The 17,455-nt window shown below is 57.2% G+C and carries 18 protein-coding genes; 7 read left to right on the top strand and 11 right to left on the bottom strand.

Translation table 11 applies throughout. The annotated features are described in order from the left end of the window. The first annotated feature begins 128 nt into the window (after positions 1-128). Positions 129-659, top strand: a complete 531-nt coding sequence (ppa, locus tag CLM71_RS01900; RefSeq protein WP_105229506.1) for an inorganic diphosphatase — start codon at positions 129-131, stop codon at positions 657-659. Positions 660-711: 52 nt separating this feature from the next. Here the strand turns inward: ppa and CLM71_RS01895 are convergent, their stop codons facing one another. From CLM71_RS01895 to CLM71_RS01885, 3 genes are read right to left on the bottom strand one after another with little or no spacing between them, the layout of a single operon-like run. After that, the gene (locus tag CLM71_RS01895; RefSeq protein WP_105229505.1) at positions 712-1,059 is read right to left on the bottom strand and encodes a gamma-glutamylcyclotransferase; all 348 of its coding nucleotides are present in this window, start codon (positions 1,057-1,059) and stop codon (positions 712-714) included. Positions 1,060-1,061: 2 nt separating this feature from the next. Further along, positions 1,062-4,871 carry a translocation/assembly module TamB domain-containing protein gene (locus tag CLM71_RS01890; protein WP_105229504.1) on the bottom strand — a complete coding sequence of 1,270 codons (3,810 nt, stop codon included), beginning with the start codon at positions 4,869-4,871 and terminating at the stop codon, positions 1,062-1,064. Beyond that, positions 4,868-6,604 carry an autotransporter assembly complex family protein gene (locus CLM71_RS01885; protein WP_105229503.1) on the bottom strand — a complete coding sequence of 579 codons (1,737 nt, stop codon included), beginning with the start codon at positions 6,602-6,604 and terminating at the stop codon, positions 4,868-4,870. The genes CLM71_RS01890 and CLM71_RS01885 overlap by 4 nt, the downstream gene beginning before the upstream one ends. A gap of 286 nt (positions 6,605-6,890) precedes the next feature. Here CLM71_RS01885 and msrA point away from each other — a divergent pair, with 286 nt between their 5' ends. Both msrA and CLM71_RS01875 read left to right on the top strand, forming a co-directional pair. Next, on the top strand, positions 6,891-7,529 hold the full coding sequence (msrA, locus tag CLM71_RS01880) for a peptide-methionine (S)-S-oxide reductase MsrA (RefSeq protein ID WP_105229502.1): 639 nt from the start codon (positions 6,891-6,893) through the stop codon (positions 7,527-7,529). 185 nt (positions 7,530-7,714) lie between these two features. Continuing rightward, complete coding sequence (locus tag CLM71_RS01875; RefSeq protein WP_105229501.1) at positions 7,715-9,046, top strand: hemolysin family protein; 1,332 nt, start codon at positions 7,715-7,717, stop codon at positions 9,044-9,046. A gap of 102 nt (positions 9,047-9,148) precedes the next feature. On the opposite strand, the gene CLM71_RS01870 is transcribed toward CLM71_RS01875, so the two are convergent. Then, positions 9,149-9,355 carry a DUF1107 domain-containing protein gene (locus CLM71_RS01870; RefSeq protein WP_015670582.1) on the bottom strand — a complete coding sequence of 69 codons (207 nt, stop codon included), beginning with the start codon at positions 9,353-9,355 and terminating at the stop codon, positions 9,149-9,151. Positions 9,356-9,682: 327 nt separating this feature from the next. Between CLM71_RS01870 and CLM71_RS01865 the strand changes: the two genes are divergently transcribed. Further along, positions 9,683-10,237: a YtfJ family protein gene (locus tag CLM71_RS01865; protein ID WP_105229500.1), complete on the top strand. Its 555-nt coding sequence runs from the start codon at positions 9,683-9,685 to the stop codon at positions 10,235-10,237. 4 nt (positions 10,238-10,241) lie between these two features. Here CLM71_RS01865 and cysQ read toward each other — a convergent pair whose 3' ends face one another. After that, complete coding sequence (gene cysQ, locus CLM71_RS01860; protein ID WP_172606356.1) at positions 10,242-10,982, bottom strand: 3'(2'),5'-bisphosphate nucleotidase CysQ; 741 nt, start codon at positions 10,980-10,982, stop codon at positions 10,242-10,244. A gap of 272 nt (positions 10,983-11,254) precedes the next feature. Between cysQ and CLM71_RS01855 the strand changes: the two genes are divergently transcribed. Further along, entirely contained in the window at positions 11,255-13,225 is a 1,971-nt protein-coding gene (locus CLM71_RS01855; protein WP_105229498.1) for a bifunctional 2',3'-cyclic-nucleotide 2'-phosphodiesterase/3'-nucleotidase, read from the top strand. Between the two features lie 45 nt (positions 13,226-13,270). On the opposite strand, the gene fklB is transcribed toward CLM71_RS01855, so the two are convergent. Then, positions 13,271-13,891 (bottom strand): FKBP-type peptidyl-prolyl cis-trans isomerase, encoded by a 621-nt coding sequence (gene fklB, locus CLM71_RS01850; RefSeq protein WP_015670578.1) that lies wholly within the window; start codon positions 13,889-13,891, stop codon positions 13,271-13,273. 265 nt (positions 13,892-14,156) lie between these two features. Between fklB and CLM71_RS01845 the strand changes: the two genes are divergently transcribed. Further along, complete coding sequence (locus CLM71_RS01845; RefSeq protein WP_105229497.1) at positions 14,157-14,807, top strand: OapA family protein; 651 nt, start codon at positions 14,157-14,159, stop codon at positions 14,805-14,807. Here the strand turns inward: CLM71_RS01845 and CLM71_RS01840 are convergent. The 5 genes from CLM71_RS01840 to rpsF all read right to left on the bottom strand — a co-directional run bounded on the left by CLM71_RS01840 (position 14,804) and on the right by rpsF (position 16,711). Then, positions 14,804-15,160 (bottom strand): DUF488 domain-containing protein, encoded by a 357-nt coding sequence (locus CLM71_RS01840; RefSeq protein WP_105229496.1) that lies wholly within the window; start codon positions 15,158-15,160, stop codon positions 14,804-14,806. The genes CLM71_RS01845 and CLM71_RS01840 overlap by 4 nt on opposite strands. Positions 15,161-15,262: 102 nt before the next feature. Next, positions 15,263-15,715, bottom strand: a complete 453-nt coding sequence (gene rplI / locus CLM71_RS01835; RefSeq protein WP_105229495.1) for a 50S ribosomal protein L9 — start codon at positions 15,713-15,715, stop codon at positions 15,263-15,265. A 39-nt stretch (positions 15,716-15,754) separates the two neighbouring features. Then, positions 15,755-15,982, bottom strand: coding sequence for a 30S ribosomal protein S18 (rpsR, locus tag CLM71_RS01830; protein WP_000135199.1), 228 nt, complete (start codon positions 15,980-15,982; stop codon positions 15,755-15,757). Between the two features lie 4 nt (positions 15,983-15,986). Further along, the gene (priB, locus tag CLM71_RS01825; RefSeq protein ID WP_015344308.1) at positions 15,987-16,304 is read right to left on the bottom strand and encodes a primosomal replication protein N; all 318 of its coding nucleotides are present in this window, start codon (positions 16,302-16,304) and stop codon (positions 15,987-15,989) included. Positions 16,305-16,312: 8 nt separating this feature from the next. Continuing rightward, positions 16,313-16,711, bottom strand: coding sequence for a 30S ribosomal protein S6 (rpsF, locus tag CLM71_RS01820; RefSeq protein WP_105229494.1), 399 nt, complete (start codon positions 16,709-16,711; stop codon positions 16,313-16,315). A gap of 451 nt (positions 16,712-17,162) precedes the next feature. On the opposite strand from rpsF, the gene CLM71_RS01810 reads away from it, so the two are divergent. Continuing rightward, positions 17,163-17,429: a DUF1471 domain-containing protein gene (locus CLM71_RS01810; RefSeq protein ID WP_105229493.1), complete on the top strand. Its 267-nt coding sequence runs from the start codon at positions 17,163-17,165 to the stop codon at positions 17,427-17,429. The last annotated feature ends 26 nt before the right edge of the window (positions 17,430-17,455 follow it).

Genomic DNA, 17,455 nt, shown 5'->3' with positions numbered 1-17,455 from the left:
CGCGGCGATTGCCGTCTGTCCTAAATGCTCGCACATACCATACCTGAAGCCAAAAAGGTCATTACTTTGATCACGTTTTGGCTATAATACCCGGCACTCCATTTCTGGTTTGAAAAAAGGAAACCGACATGAGCTTGAATCAGGTACCTGCGGGTAAAGACCTGCCAGAAGACATCTACGTTGTGATCGAAATCCCGGCCAACGCTGACCCGATCAAATATGAAGTTGACAAAGAAACCGGAGCGCTGTTCGTTGACCGTTTCATGTCCACCGCGATGTTCTATCCGTGCAACTACGGCTACATCAACAACACCCTGTCTCTGGATGGCGACCCGGTTGACGTGCTGGTGCCAACCCCGTACCCGCTGCAGCCAGGCTCAGTGATTCGCTGCCGTCCGGTTGGCGTACTGAAAATGACCGACGAAGCCGGTGAAGACGCCAAACTGCTGGCCGTACCGCACAGCAAGCTGAGCAAAGAGTACGATCACATCAAAGACGTGAACGACCTGCCAGAACTGCTGAAAGCCCAGATCGCTCACTTCTTCGAGCACTACAAAGATCTGGAAAAAGGCAAGTGGGTGAAAGTTGAAGGTTGGGATGACGCCGCTGCCGCTAAAGCAGAGATCGTGGCTTCCTTCGAGCGCGCCGCTAAAAAATAATTTTTTGCGCCGCCGATGAAAAAAAACACCGCTCAATGAGCGGTGTTTTTTATTATGCTTCGTCGTGACGCTTCAGCCAGTCACCGCTTTCAATCAGCGGATACCCCTCTACGCTGTGTCGATACAGGTAGATCCACGCACTACCATAAGGCGTCTGGATCAGTTCGCGCTTATAGTCCTTGGTGTTGCTTTTAAGCTCGTCAAGCTCGGCCAAAATCGATGAGTTAATACGGTACACCTCACAGTGTATCGTGCCCTCTCCAGGGATCGCTGCCGGGTAATGGCCCAGATTATAAATCTGATAGCCGTCGAGCTCATGCTCGCCTAACCATTGGGCGTTGGTCATCCAATGGCTGTTTCCCTGTTTGCGTCGTAAACTGCCGTAGACAATTATTCGCATTGCTAAAACTCAAACTGATAGAGCAAATCTAGCGCCTGGTCGAGACCAGACACCGCTTCAAGATACAACTTAGGCATCAGGCGGTAACGCAACGTCAACGTAGCCAGCGAGTCGAAAATACCCACCCCATATTTTACTTGTAAGCCGGGGAGAACATAACCACTCACGACAACCTGGGAGCTGTCGCCAACGCCGGCGGTATCAAGTGCCAGATTACTAACGCCAAATGCTTCGCCGATTTTACCCACAAGTTGACCACTTTGTGCAACCCCCATGCCAATTAACATCGACGTCATCGCGTTGCCGTCGGCGCCGGAGTTGCTGAGGCCCTGTCCGCGCAGCAGGTAAGACAGCGCCTCTTGCTGCGATTTGGCCGGATCGGAGAACACTTCCAGCTTCGGCGCGTCCGCCAGTCCGGTGACGCGCACCCCGGCGGTCACATCATCCTCGGTGGCCTCCGGGTTACGAATCGCCTCCATATTCAAGTATGGCTGATCCGGCGGGCCTGAGAACAATAATTGTCCCTTACGTACGATAAGATCCTGACCATAGGCGTGGAAACGGCCGGCCGGGATATCAATCTGGCCGTTCAGCCCCAGGCCACGCTTATCCTGCACCACTTTCAGGTCGCCCTTGAGCCGAGCCTTCAGACCGAACGCATCCAGCCGCACATCGTCGCCCACGTGAATCATCAGGTTGCTGTTAATCGCCACCGCAGTGCTCTTCGGCTGGATCGCTTTCAGCTGTTTATCCAGCATCACTTCATCCGACGAGACGCCGACCGCGCTTTCCGGCAACTCCTGCACGGTAATGCGCGCCCATGGGATATCCACATTGCCGTTCAGCGAGAACAGCTGCGGCGTTGCTTCAAACACCAGATCCGGTGACACGTCGATACGCACCATCGGCGGCACCGTCACCCGCAGTTTGTCGCCCTTCGCGGCGATGCGCGCCCGCCAGGCGTTGATATCGCGCCAGTCGGCATCGCCGGTCAGGTTCAGCTGGCCGCGCGTGGTGGTAATGAGGCCATCCAGCGTCGAATTCATGCCGTTGAAGTCAATCGCCAGCCGGCCGTCGGTCATATCGAACGGCATCCAACTGCCGTCAATATCCACCTTGTCCAGCGCCAGACGCCCATATACCAGCGGTTTTTGCGCATTGCCGCCCAGCCGCAGATTGGCGTTCAGCATACCGGCGGCTTTTTCACCCTGCATCAGCGCCGGGTTGAGCATCGCCAGAGAAATATTGGCGATATTGACGTTACCGGCGATATTGCGCTGCTTCTGCGGGTCGGTCACCTGGATGTTACCGTCCAGTTGGCCGTTGTTATGCAGCTTAATCAGCCAGTCGGCCTGCGCGCGACCGTTGTTAACACCCGCGTTGAGGTTCAGCGTATCAAAGGCGATCGGCAGCGCGTTGCCCTGCACCTGCTGCACTACTTTCACCCCGTTGCCCACCAGCGATACCTTCGCCTGCGGCAGCGCGGCGCCCTCTTTCCAGCTCACGTCGGCACGGCCGGTAAAGACGCCGTTCAGTGCGGTTTCCGGGCCAAGGAACGGTTTGATCATTTTCAGATCAAAGCGGTTCAGCACCACGCTGGCCTGGCCATTGGCGGCGCTGGCTTCGATGGTTTTCGGCACGCAGACTTCGGCATCCGGGTTCTGCCAGCAGTGCGGGCCGACGCTGATTTTTTGCTGGGTATTCAGATAGTCCAGCGCGATGGCGCGCGTCAGGCGCCATTCGCCTACCGGCGTATCAAAACGGGTATTGTTCAGATTGCCGCGCCAGCGCTGCTGCTGGCGATCGAAGCTGCCCGCCAGCGCCAGCTGGCCGGAGACCGGCTTGCCGTCAACCTTCAACTGCAGCGTGTGCTGCTTTTCCGTGCCCTTAGCGTCAAGCTGCAGCAGGTTCACCTCCAGCGCATCCTGCTTCAGCTGCTCGACCCGCACCGCCAGCTGGCCCTGAATCTGATCGGTGGAGCGCACGTCGCCGTCTACTTTCACCCGTTTGATATGCAGCGCCTGCCATTGCAGGCCGGACGCGGTCAGGTCCGCCAGCAGCTGCGGCGCCTGCAGATTGCCGCGCAGCTTCAGCAAGCCCTTCGCCGTGCCGCCCAGACCCGGCAGCGCGCCGTCCAACTGCGGCGCGTCGATGTTGGCGTCCAGATTCCAGCTTTTCTCGTCCAACTGCCCTTTCACGTTCAGGCTATTACGCCCCAGCGCCAGGTCGACGCCGGGAATCTTCCACTGGCCGGCGGCGTTGCCGCTCAGCGAGCCGCGAGCCGACACCTTGTTCTGCTTCACGTTGCCGTCCAGCTGCAGCGTCGGCACCTGCAGCTGCCAGCTGCCGCCGTACAGACTGCCGCGGGTGGTGATTTTGCCGTTCAGCTTCGCCGGCCATTCCGGCCACTGTTTGGCGGTATTGATGCCGCTGAGCGTCAACTGCGACGTCCAGCTAATGGCCTTGCTCCAGTCCACCAGCGCGGTCAGGTCGGTATTGCCCTGCAGCGCCGCCAGACGCAGGCGGTTAAGTCTGAACTGCTCGACGTTGCCTTTACCGTCCAACGTCAGCAGCGCCGGCGGCAGATCCTGCCCTTTGATATCGGCGCGCGTCGACAGCGCATAGTCGGTGGCTTTGCCGTTAAGGCGCAGACGTAAGTCATTCACCTGGTACTGAGATACGCCGGTAAGCGGCCACTTCAGCCGTTTGCTCTGCAGCGTCAGCGAGAGCGGTAAACCCGCCTCTGCCAGCTCGGTCTGCAGATCGAGTTGCGCCCCCACCGGTCCGGACAGGTTCAGCGCTACGTTCAACGCTTCACGCAGACCGCCGCCGAGGGTCAGCTTCACCTTTTCGCCTTTCAGCGGATCGATATTCAGCGTGCTGTTGGCGCTCATCTGCACCGGCCAGTTATCTTTCAGCGTGGCCTGGCCGTGCGCGAACAGCGTGCCCTGCGGCGACCTGACGTCAAAGTTGTCCAGCTGGATATGCTGGTCCTTGGTGCTGGCCTTCAGCAGCAGGCTGGTGATCAGCACGTCGGTATCGCCGGTCAGACGCAGCTGTTCACCGCGGATCTCTTTCACCGTGATATCCAGCGGCAGACGCACTTCCGGCAGATCCGGCAGAAGCGGCTTGGCAAACAGTTCTTTCAACGTCTCGCCCAGCGGTTTCTCTTCCGGCTGCGGCGCCGCTTTCGGCGCATCGCCGGCTTTCTTCACCATATCGACCGCCGGCTGTACGTCTTCCGATAGCGGATTGGCCGGCGTTTTCGGCAGGGCAATCAACAGCGAAGCGATTTTGGTCGGCTGCAGCTGCAGCGCGCGCTCCTGCCATTCGGCACCGGTGCTGAACTCCCCGAGTGAAATGGCGGTGTCGTCAACGTTGACCTTGACGTTATTCAGCGCCAGTTTGCGCAGGATAATCGGGTAGGGAGTGCTGAGATCGGTGGTTGGTTCGCTACTCTCCGCCGCCGGCTCGGACGGCGCCATTTCGCTGGTTTTCACCACCACGTCGACGTCATCAGCGGTCAAGGCGTTCACACACAGCGAACTGCGTTTAAAGCATGACAAATCGAGTGACAGATGGAACTGGCCGGCATTCACCGTCACGCCCGGCATCTGGTATTTCACGCCTTTCAGCGTCAGATCGCGCCAGCCGCCGCTGACGCTGGCGATATCCAGCCCCGGCACCCAGCGCGCCGCGCCGTTGAGCACCATATGCAGACCGCTGGTGGTGCCGAGCAGGTAGGCAACGCCTCCCACCAGCAACAGCAGAACGATCAGCGCCCCAAGACAAATCTTTTTCACCAGGCTCATAGTTCAGGCCCCAAACCGATATAGAACTGCATCCCGTGGGTTTCCTTATCCCCGACCGGGGCGGCAATATCCAGTTTCACCGGCCCGACCGGCGATTGCCAGCGCACGCCAACGCCCGCGCCGGTTTTGAAATTGCTCTGTTTGATATCATTCACCGCTTCGCCGGAGTCGACGAACACCGCGCCCCACCACTTGCCGGTCACGTTGTATTGATACTCCAGCGAGCCGGTCAGCATTTTAGAGGCGCCGGTCAGCTTGCCGTCTGCGTCACGCGGCGAGATGTCTTTATATTTGTAGCCGCGGATGCTGCGGTCGCCGCCGGCGAAGAAGCGCAGATCCGGCGGCACCTTATCGAAGTCATTGGTTTCAATCCAACCCACCTGACCACGCGCCACAAAGCGGTGTTTATCCGCCAGCGTGCGGATCCAGACGTTCTGCGCCTGCAGCAGCGCAAAATCGACGCCTGAGCCCCAGGTGGTATCGGAAACGTCAATGGAATAGCGCTGGCTGTCGCCCCAGGTCGGCATCAGACCGCCGCGCGAGCGGGTGCGGCTGAGGCTGGCGCCCGGATACAGCAGCACGGTGGTGTTGGTGACATTACCTTGGGTAAAGTGGTCAAAACGACCGGTCATATTGATAGCGTACTGCCAGCCGCTGGATTTATCCCAGTTGCGCGATACCACCACTTTGGTGCTGTCTGACTTGGTGTCGTTCAGGTCGCTGCGTTTATAGCCGCCCTGCATCAGGTAATACTCTTCCAGCGGGCTCTTCTGCAGCGGAATTTTATACGTCAGATCCAGCTGCTGCTCCGGCGCCGAAATATAGGCGCTGGTTTCCAGACTGTGGCCGCGATCGTTCAGCCAGGGCTTCTTCCAGGTGCCCTTTATCCGCGGCCCGACGTCGGTGGAATAACCCACGCCGGTTTCCAGCGTATTGCGGCTGCGCGGCGTCACCAGCGCATCCAGCGGCAGGATCTTGCTCTCTTTGGCATCTTCAAAATCAGGCGACACCACCACCGAGTTAAACCAGTTGGTGGCAGACAAACGGCGGTTCAGCTCGGCCAAATCCTGCGAGCTGTAATACTCCCCCTGATGGAAGGGGATCAGGTTTTGCAGATAGTCTTCGCGGATTTGCGAACCTTCGAACTTCACTTTACCAAAGCGGTAGCGCTCGCCGCTGTTAAAGTCGAAATCCCAGTACGCCTTACGCAGCTCTTCCGACACACCCAGTTGGCTCTTGGTCATCTCGGCGTCAAAGTAGCCTTTGCGCAGCGCCAGACCGCTCAGGGAGCTTTTAAAGCTTTCATAGGTGCCGTGGTTAAGGATCTCGCCGATGGTCGGCCGTCCCTTCTTCACCAGCGCCAGATAGTCTTCATCGGTTTTAGCGCCGCCTTCCAGCGTGATATTGGCGCCGGCAATACGCACCGGCTCGCCGGGCTTAACCTTGGCATGCAGCACCGGACGCGACAGCTTGGGGTTGTCGTCGAGAGTAAATTCAATGGTCGGCTCATAATAGCCCAGCGCGCGCAGCCCCTGACGCACCGCCTGCTCTACCCGCGCACGAAAGCGACCGTCGGCGCTCACCTCTTCGGGGGTGATGGCTGACAGACGAACCCGCACGTTTTTTTCCAACTCTCCGCTCAGCCCTTCGACCTGCAGCCGCAAATTGGCCGACAGCGCCGCAGGCGCGACAAATAGCGCGCATAAAACGCAAAGGACACGGTAACGTGGCACACGTTCTCCTTAATTTATTGTACTTTCCTGTAAAAACCGTCGTTCAGATCGCCAGACCATGCCGCCACGCTATCAAAATGGCGACTCTCCCATGGCCGACTCCCACCGACCTGCGCACAAATTGGCATAAACAGGACGTATTCTTGGCTTTTTGCGCTCAAAAGACTGCGTTAAGCTTACACATAAACGCAACATCGGCCTTATTGTGGGCAAATAAGCGACGAGTTACAACTCGCACAATGCCGTCTGGGGCCAATTCTTATGAAGACAACAGGAGTCAATCGCGGTGCAAAATACAGATAAATCTCGCCTGGTCGACCAGGCCAACGCGCTGCCGGGGCGCGCCACGCCGGTGCCGGTCGCCGCACTCAACATCGTCACTCAGCACTCTATGACAGAGGTGCCGGCCGGTATGGACGTGGCGATTTTCGCCATGGGCTGCTTCTGGGGGGTCGAGCGCCTGTTCTGGCAACAGCCGGGCGTCTACAGCACCGCCGCCGGCTACACCGGCGGCTACACGCCGAATCCGGCCTACCATGAGGTGTGCACCGGCCAGACCGGCCACGCCGAAGCGGTGCGCGTGATCTTCGATCCGAAAGTCATCAGCTATCCGCAGCTGCTGCAGGTGTTCTGGGAAAATCACGATCCGGCCCAAGGCATGCGTCAGGGCGGCGATATCGGTACCCAGTACCGTTCTGCAATCTACTACCTGACGCCGGAGCAGCAGGCCGACGCCGAGCGCAGCCTGGCCAGCTTCCAACAGGCGATGGACACCGCGGGAGACCAGCGCGTCATCACCACCGAAATCGCCCCGGCCGCGCCGTTCTACTACGCCGAAGACGACCACCAGCAATACCTGGAAAAGAATCCGGGCGGCTACTGCGGGCTGGGCGGCATCGGCGTTTGTCTGCCCCCGCAGGCCTAACGCGTTAATTTTTAACCACTGGCGGGCCTTATCGGGCTGCTGCTATACTATCCAGGCCGCCGATACGCGGCCTGCTTTTTGCTTCGGCAAAACGGGCGCTGTCAAACGCGTCCGGCAACTCTTTTTTACAATGTATTGCCCTTCCTCAAGAGCGCCGTCATCCCGTCGGCACGTATGGATAGATTATGTTAAACAGTATTTTACTGATTCTTTTTCTGATCGCAGTGAGCGCCTTCTTCTCTGTATCGGAAATTTCTCTGGCCGCCTCGCGCAAGATTAAACTGAAGCTGATGGCTGACGAAGGTAACGTCAACGCGGCCAAAGTGCTGAAACTGCAAGAAACACCCGGCCTGTTCTTTACCGTGGTGCAAATCGGCCTTAACGCCGTCGCCATTTTGGGCGGTATCGTCGGCGACGCGGCATTCTCCCCGAGCTTTCAGGTGCTGTTCGATCGCTTCCTGTCGCCGGAACTGTCGCAACAGCTCAGCTTTATCTGCTCATTCGTACTGGTCACCAGCCTGTTTATCCTGTTCGCAGATCTCACCCCGAAGCGCATCGGTATGATTGCACCAGAGGCGGTCGCCGTCCGGATCATCAACCCGATGCGTTTCTCGATCATGATTTTCCGTCCGCTGGTCTGGCTGTTCAACGGTATGGCGAACCTGATTTTCCGCCTGTTCAAACTGCCGATGGTGCGTAAAGACGACATCACGTCCGACGATATTTACGCCGTGGTGGAAGCTGGCGCGCTGGCCGGCGTACTGCGCAAGCAGGAGCATGAGCTGATTGAGAACGTGTTTGAGCTGGAATCACGTACCGTACCTTCCTCGATGACCTCCCGTGAAAGCGTGGTCTATTTCGACCTGCGCGAGAGCGAAGAGAGCATTAAAGAGAAAGTCTCCACCCATCCGCACTCTAAATTCCTGGTGTGTGACGGTCATATCGATCAGGTAGTGGGCTATGTGGATTCCAAAGACCTGCTGAACCGCGTACTGGGCAATCAGAGCCTGGTGCTGAGCAGCGGCGTACAGATCCGCTCTGCGCTGATTGTGCCGGATACCCTGACGCTGTCCGAGGCGCTGGAAAGCTTTAAGGCGGCCGGCGAAGACTTCGCGGTGATCCTGAACGAATATGCGCTGGTGGTGGGGATTATCACGCTCAACGACGTGATGACCACCCTGATGGGCGACCTGGTGGGGCAAGGGCAGGAAGAGCAAATCGTCGCACGCGACGAAAACTCCTGGCTGATTGAAGGTGGTACGCCAATCGACGACGTGATGCGCGTGCTGGATATTGACGAGTTCCCGCAGGCGGGCAACTATGAAACCATCGGCGGCTTTATGATGTATATGCTGCGCAAGATCCCGAAACGCACCGACTTCGTCAAATACGCTGGCTACAAGTTTGAAGTGGTCGATATCGACAGCTACAAGATCGACCAGCTGCTGGTCACCAAGCTGAGCGATAAGCCGGCGGCGACGCTGCCGAAAGCGGCGGATGAAAACCTGCCGGCCTGATGCGCTACGGCCATTAAAAACATCAGCGGCCCCGTTTGGGGCCGCGCTTACATCTGTACGCTGTTATCGCGGCAGCCCTCAAGCTACAGCCATAACAACGTTTTAACCCATTTCCGATTGCAAAAGCAGCACTTGCCGATTAACTTCAGACATCACGCTGAGATGACGCTTGTCGCGGACTTTCGGCACCAGGATTCGGCCTTTGTCGAATTCAAATGCACCAACGTCCTTGATATATAAACGTCCGCGGAATAGGGTCTTCACATATTTGGCAATTTTCAAAGGGTTATAACGCTGGAAGATTCTCATTTTGTTCTGTGCTCCTCCGTTGGACCTAGCGTTCATTCGAACCGCTAATCGGGCGGTTTCTTATACAAGAACGCAATTGATTGCAGTGGTGTAGACCTAGTTAAGACCATTTTGTTCACTTTCGCCTGGACGTCTTCACTGGATTTACACTTGTTGACAGATTTGTATATGATTATTTACGGCATATTCAGAATATCCCTTCAAAATAAAGGCGTTAGAGACCGATAGGGAAAACTGAGATCGCGCTAACAGGACAGACCTCCGATCACTGCCTAAGATTTAGGCTGCGGAGACTGTTCGCACTATCCCCCATAACAAGGAGCAAGCATGAAAAAGAGTCGCATGCTAATGATGTCCCTGCTGTTCGCCCCCCTACTGGCCTCAGCGCACAACTTTCAACTGCTGCAGCGCGTAGCGCCGGTCAGCGTCACTGACCGTGGCGAGCTACATTACGCTAACGGCGACTTCAGCTACGAAAAATGGAGCAGTGGCAAGCTCAGCGGAAAAGTGCGGGTAATTCAGCATATTGCCGGCCGCGGTTCCGCCAAAGACATGAACGATCCATTAATTGAAGCCATTAAGGCCGCCAAACTACCACGCGATCGTTACCAAACGACGACAATCATCAATATTGATGACGCCATCGTCGGCACCGGCATGTTTGTGCGCAGCAGTATTGAAGACAACAAAAAAGAGTTCCCGTGGTCGCAGTTTATCGTCGACAACAAGGGCTACGTGAAGAAGGCCTGGGATCTGCAAAGCAACGGCTCGGCCATTATCGTGCTGGACGATCAGGGACGGGTGAAATTCGCCAAAGACGGCAAGCTGACGGAAGAAGAAGTGCAGCAAGTGATGAACATGCTGCACCAGATGCTGCGCTAACCGATCAGAACAGCGACACGCGGAAGCCGGGGTTGAGGAAAGATTCACGAGGCGAATAAAGCAACGGCTTGCCTTGCCAATCGTGAATCTGCGCCCCGGCAGCGATCGCCACCGCATGCCCTGCTGCGGTATCCCAGATATTGGTCGGCCCAAAGCGCGGATACAGTTGCGCCTTGCCCTCCGCCACCAGACAGAATTTCAGCGACGATCCCACCGAGATGGTTTGGTGCACGCCCAGCTGTTTCAGGTAGTCCTTCAGCTCATCATCGCTGTGCGAACGGCTGACCACCACCAACGGCGGCTGCCCTTCCATCACATGAATAGGCCGGCGCTGCCCTTTTTCTTCTTTCCACGCCTTGCCGCGCTCCGCCAGATACAGCACGTCCAGCGCCGGCGCATACACCACGCCCATCACCGCCTGGCCGTCCTCAATCAACGCGATGTTGACGGTAAATTCACCGTTGCGCTGCAAAAACTCCTTGGTGCCGTCAAGCGGGTCCACCAGCCAATAACGCGTCCAGTGCTGGCGCTCTTCCCACGCCGGCGGGTCTTCTTCCGACAGCAGCGGGATATCCGGCGTCAGCGCCGCCAGGCCCGCCTTGATGATGCCATGGGCCGCTAAATCGGCGGCGGTAACCGGTGAATCATCTTTTTTCACCGCGGCCTCAAGCGGCTGTTCGCCGTGATAGACCGCCATAATTGCTGCGCCCGCCTCGCGGGAAAGCTGGCAAATTTGTTCTAACATCATTCACCTCAGATCAAACAATTCCGTGGGAAATCTCCCGCTACCTTTGCTAGCAGACTAGTTTTTTTTGCCGGGAATATCCATCCCGGCGTGGTAACGGCAGGTAATAATTCAAGTTTGCCGGCGCGTAACTGTGAGCTTTCCCGCGGTGCCAACGGGTATTTTCTGCCACACTTCACGTTTTCTGATGGCAAGTAAGCATAATTACATCGTTCTTTGCGGCTTCTCACCAAGAAGGCGCCAAAAACATCATGGTATGGAGAACACCAATAATGATGAAACGTCCGCTGGCATTATCCGCCCTCGCCCTGCTGATTTCCGCCACGGCGCAGGCAGCGACGGTCGACCTGCGCGTGCTGGAAACCACCGACCTGCACGGCAATATGATGGACTTTGATTACTATAAGGATAAGCCCACCGAGAAATTTGGGCTGGTGCGTACCGCCAGCCTGATTCAGCAGGCGCGCCAGCAGGCGGTTAACAGCGTGCTGGTCGACAACGGCGATATTATTCAGGGCAGCCCGATGGCGGACTATATGGCGGCCAAGGGGTTGCGCAAAGGCGACGTACACCCGGTCTATAAGGCGCTGAACCAGCTGGATTATGTGGTAGGCAATATCGGCAACCACGAATTCAATTACGGTCTTGATTACCTGCAAACCGCCCTCGCCGGCGCCAAGTTCCCCTACGTTAACGCCAACGTTATCGACAGCAAAACCCAGAAACCGCTGTTCACCCCGTATATTATCGTCGATACGCCGGTAAAAGACCGCGACGGCCACACGCACACGCTGCGCATCGGCTATATCGGTTTCGTCCCGCCGCAAATTATGGTCTGGGACAAGGCCAACCTGCAGGGTAAGGTCACAGTCAATGATATTACCGCCACCGCCAAACGCTACGTGCCGGAAATGCGTCAGCAAGGGGCCGATCTGGTGATCGCCATTCCCCACTCCGGCCTCTCCAGCGCGCCTTATAAAGCCATGGCGGAAAATTCGGTCTACTACCTCAGCCAGGTGCCGGGCATCGACGCCATTATGTTCGGCCACGCCCACGCGGTCTTTCCCAGTAAGGACTTCGCCGCGATTAAAGGCGCCGATATTGAGCAGGGCCTGCTGAACGGCGTACCGGCAGTGATGCCGGGCCAATGGGGCGATCACCTCGGCGTGGTGGATTTACAGCTCAGTAACGACAGCGGCCGCTGGGCGGTCACCCGTGCCAAGGCCGAGGCGCGGCCGATTTACGACAGCGCCGCCAAACGTTCGCTGGCGGCGGAAGACGCCGGTCTGGTGAAGGTGCTGGCCGACGATCATAAGGGCACCCGCGAGTTCGTCAGCCAGCCGATCGGCAAGTCCGACGGCAATATGTACAGCTATCTGGCTTTGGTGCAGGACGATCCGACGGTGCAGATCGTCAACAACGCGCAGAAAGCCTATGTGGAGCACTACATTCAGGGCGATCCGGATCTGGCGGATCTGCCGGTGCTGTCCGCCGCCGCGCCGTTCAAGGTCGGCGGCCGCAAAAACGATCCGGCCAGCTTTGTGGAAGTGGAAAAGGGACAGCTGACCTTCCGCAACGCGGCCGATCTGTATCTCTACCCCAATACGCTGGTGGTGGTCAAAGCCAGCGGTAAAGAGGTGAAAGAGTGGCTGGAGTGCTCCGCCGGGCAGTTTAACCGCATCGACGTCAACAGCAGTAAGCCGCAGAGCCTGATTAACTGGGACGGCTTCCGCACCTATAACTTCGACGTGATTGACGGCGTCAGCTACCAGGTAGACGTCAGTCAACCGGCGCGCTACGACGGTGAATGTCAGTTAATCAATGATAAAGCGGAACGGATCAAACAGCTGACCTTCAACGGCAAACCGATCGACCCGAACGCCACATTCCTGGTGGCTACCAACAACTACCGCGCCTATGGCGGCAAGTTTGCCGGCACCGGCGACAAACACATCGCCTTCGCCTCGCCGGATGAAAACCGCGCCGTACTGTCGGCCTATATTAGCGCAGAGAGTAAAAAACACGGGGCGGTGCATCCGCAGGCGGACAACAACTGGCGTCTGGCCAACATCGACGCCGCCCAGCCGCTGGATATCCGTTTTGAAACCTCACCAAGCGACAAGGCCGCGGCGTTTATCCGGCAAAACGCCCGTTACCCGCTGAAGCCTGTCGGCAACGACAGCATCGGTTTTGCGATTTATCAGGTCGGCCTGCAAACGCCGCCCGCAGAGGCAGCGCGCTAAATAACAAACAGGGCGCCGTCTGGCGCCCTGTTTCGTCAATCCCGCTTACAGGATTTCCAGCAGTTCAACTTCAAACACTAGCGCGCTGAACGGTGGGATAGCGGCACCGGCACCACGCTCGCCGTAGGCCAGGTTGTGCGGGATATACAGCTGCCACTTGGAGCCAACCGGCATCAGCGTCAGGGCTTCGATCCAGCCTGCAATCACGCCGGTCACCGGGAACTCGGCCGGCTGGCCGCGCTCAACGGAGCTGTCGAACACATCGCCGTTAATCAGACGGCCGGTGTAGTGTACGCGCACGCGGTCCTGACGGGACGGGATTGGGCCGTTGCCCTGCTGCAGCACGGAGAACTGCAGGCCGGATTCGGTCAGCGTCACATCATCACGCTTAGCGTTTTCTTCCAGGAATTTCTGGCCTTCTACCGCCATCGCCTGCTGACGCTCACGACGTACGGCATCCGCACGCTCGTGGATTTCACGCAGCGCGCGATGTACGACGTCAACGGGAACCGCCGGGGCATTCCCTTCCAGCGCGTCACGCAGACCAGCCAGCAGAGCATCCGGTTGTAAACCTTCCAGACCGGATTCCTGCAGTTGCTGGCCGACCTGTAAACCAATCCCGTAGCTTGCTTGCGCTTCAACGCTGTCAAAAGAAGGGGTTGTCATGGGGTTTTCCTTAAGTCTGTAAAAAGTCGAAGGCGCAGCATAACAGCGCCGGAAAGCCGGGTAAAATCTTGTGTCGAGAATGATGACTTTTCGCGTAGAAAAAGAAACAATGGCCTTCTGTTAATCCCCGTTGCCGCGTCCGCCGTGCAATCACGCCGCTGCCTTTCACATCAAACAGTTAGCGGACTATACTGAAAGCGGGTCATCGGACCGTCGGCACACCATTTGGTACTGTGGCAATTTACGCAGTTGAAGAGAGGTCACCATGGGCAGAATCGCGCCCAGGAGAAGGAAAACCACCCGCACCCAGCGGTCGTTGCTACGCGTCTGGCAACGTATCAGCCAACGCCTGAAGTTCGGCGCACCACGGCAGATGTCCGCAGGGTCGGATTCGCAGCAGCCGCCTGCAAGCGGTCAGGGACAGGGAATCAAAGCGCTACTGTTGAAAATCTGGCATTTGCCGGACGGCTTCGGCTGGCTGGAACCTTTGCCCTATTTCCACCGCCGCTGGGTCATCATCTTCGGCGCCGTGCTGCTGCTCTCGCTGTTGTGGCCCTATTCGCCGGAGCGCGATGAGCGCCCGTACGGCCGTGAGCCGCAAAGCGTGCAACAGACGGATGCGCAGCCGCCCGCCACAGCATCGGATCCCGCCGGTCAGTGGCAGCGTTACCGCATTCAGCCCGGCCAGACGCTGGCGCAGCTGTTCCGCGACAACAGTCTTCCGGTCAACGAGGTGTTCGCCATGGCACAGGTGGAAGGCAATGATAAGCCGCTGAGCAATCTGAAAGCCGGGCAGGAAGTGCGTATCGAACGGGATAGCAACGGGGTGATTATCGCGCTGTCAGTCACCACGCTCGACAATAATCAGGTGACCTTCCGTCGTCAGTCCGATGGCGGCTACCGCCGCCAGCGCTAAGCCGACAACCGTTCCAGGAGGAAATCGCGCAGCACAACGCCCTGGTTGTGCTGTGTGTCCTTGCTGCCGTACAGCAGGGTCAGACACTCGCCCTGCCGCAACAGCGCTGTCAGCGGCTGCCAGGCGCTGCTGGTAGCCAACTCCTGCCGATAGCGCGCGACAAACGCGTCCCACTGGTCAGTATGATGATGGAACCACTGGCGCAGTTCACCGCTGGGCGCCACCTCTTTCAGCCATTCAACGCCTTCCAGCCGCTGCTTGCTGATGCCGCGCGGCCACAGCCGATCGATAAGAAAACAGTGCGGCGCCGGGCCGCTGAAGTCATACACCCGCAGTAATCGGATCTGCGTCATCGTTGCCTCCTTGTCGTTCCTGGCACCATAACGCATTTTACCGGCGACAGAAAAGCAAAACGCCAGCACGAGGCTGGCGTTTTGCTTGGGTGGCAATCGCGATTAAGCGACAGCAACCACAACTACATTCAGCTGTGCGAACACGTCGCTGTGTACCTGGAAGTGCACTTCGTGCTCACCAGTGGTACGCAGAACGCCGTTCGGCAGGCGAACTTCGCTCTTGGCAACGTCAACGCCTGCAGCGGTAACTGCGTCAGCGATGTCGCGGGTGCCGATAGAGCCGAACAGTTTACCTTCGTCGCCTGCTTTAGACTCGATGGTAACTGTCGCCAGTTCGTTGATCTTGGTTGCGCGCGCTTCGGCAGCAGCCAGAACGTCAGCCAGTTTGGCTTCCAGTTCAGCACGGCGTGCTTCGAAGAACTCGACGTTTTTCTTGGTAGCAGGAACAGCTTTGCCCTGTGGTACCAGGAAGTTACGGGCGTAGCCCGCTTTAACGTTAACTTGATCACCCAGGCTGCCCAGGTTTGCTACTTTATCAAGCAGAATAACTTGCATTACCTTATCCTCTCAAAGTCGTTAATGGACAGTGGCCGATTACTGATGACGATCAGTGTACGGCAACAAAGACAGGTAGCGCGCGCGCTTGATAGCACGGGCGAGCTGGCGCTGATATTTTGCACGAGTACCGGTGATACGGCTCGGGACAATTTTACCACTTTCAGTGATGTAGTTTTTCAGCGTAGCGATGTCTTTATAGTCAATCTCTTGAACGCCTTCCGCGGTGAAACGGCAGAACTTGCGACGACGGAAATAACGTGCCATTTGGCTAGTCTCCAGAATCTATCAATTCAATCTGCTCGGCATGCAGGACCAATTTGTTCAGGCCGTTGCGCCCTTGATGGCAGCTAACAAAACCTTGAACGGTAACCTGACTGCCGACCGTTAATCTTTGAGTCAGTGCTTGTGACTGTTGTCCGCTGACAACCACGGGCATGCGGCACCATGCTTGTCTGCTGAATCCGGCTTCTGTCTGCGTCGATCTGTGCTCAAGCACAAACTGGCAGTGGGGAATGCCGGAAGGACTTACCTTTCGCACCGGTTGCTTGCACAGCGTGCCAGACAAAACCAGACGATTAGTCGTCACGGCGGCAATTACTCTTCAGAATCCCCAGCATCTGCTTCTTCAGTGGTTTCGTTAGAGAACTCTTCGCGGCGCTCGCCACGACGTTCGTCTTTCGCTTTAACCATTGGAGATGCTTCAGTTACCGCGTGCTTAACGCGCATAACCATGCTGCGGATAACGGCGTCGTTGAAGCGGAAGTTAGTTTCCAGCTCATCGATCGCTTCCTGCGGAGCTTCAACGTTCAGCAGAACGTAGTGAGCTTTGTGCAGTTTGTTGATCGGGTAAGCCAGTTGACGGCGGCCCCAGTCTTCCAGACGGTGAATCTGACCTTGCGCGTTAGTGATGGTAGCACTGTAACGCTCGATCATGCCCGGAACCTGTTCGCTTTGGTCAGGATGGACCATAAAAACGATTTCGTAATGACGCATCGAATTGCTCCTTACGGATTATTCAGCCTCCTGTCAGGGTCAACCGCGGCCCATGGAAGCAAGGAACGTGTTTGTGTGCGGCTGAAAAATGACGCGTAATCATACTGGCGCAGGGGCGGAAACTCAAGAACAGAGTGGGATTTATTCACCGTCAGGCGGCGGGAAAGTAAAAACCGCACAATTTGCCATGGCAAAGCAGCAAGGACACGCGGCCGCACAGGCGGGAATCTTTCAATAAAATCATCATCAACCGCGACGCTTTATTCATATTTTTTGAAAAACCCCATCAAATAGCTGCGCTTTTTTATCTGTGAGAACGGACTAGAATTAAACATATCCGCCGCAGACAGCGCGACGAACAGATTCAAGGTTATTCAAGACAGACAAATAACTTTTTGCCCCACGATCATCGCTGCCGGACCGACCGGGCCAAAGAGTTAAGCGAGGCTTTATGAAACACGCCACTCTCGCCATGCTTGCAGTATTGCTGTTTTCCAGCGGTGCGATGGCCGCAGAAGAGATCGACGCCCGCCAGGCTTCACAGCGCCAGAGCATCGGGTTTGTCACCCTGAACCGCAACGTGGTGTCTCCCGACGACGCCGAGGCGCAGGTCAGACAAATCGCCGAACGACGCGGCGCTGGCGCTTATCGCGTCATCGCCATGCATGAGCCGGGCAGCAACGCGTCGATTCACGTCAGCGCCGAACTGTACCGCTAACCGAACGATCAACGCCAGGGAACCAA

The organism is Serratia sp. MYb239 (genome assembly GCF_002966855.1).
Classification (GTDB): domain Bacteria; phylum Pseudomonadota; class Gammaproteobacteria; order Enterobacterales; family Enterobacteriaceae; genus Serratia_B; species Serratia_B rhizosphaerae.
Note: the sequence above shows the minus strand (reverse complement) of the source record. Positions and strands in the feature narration are given on the sequence as shown.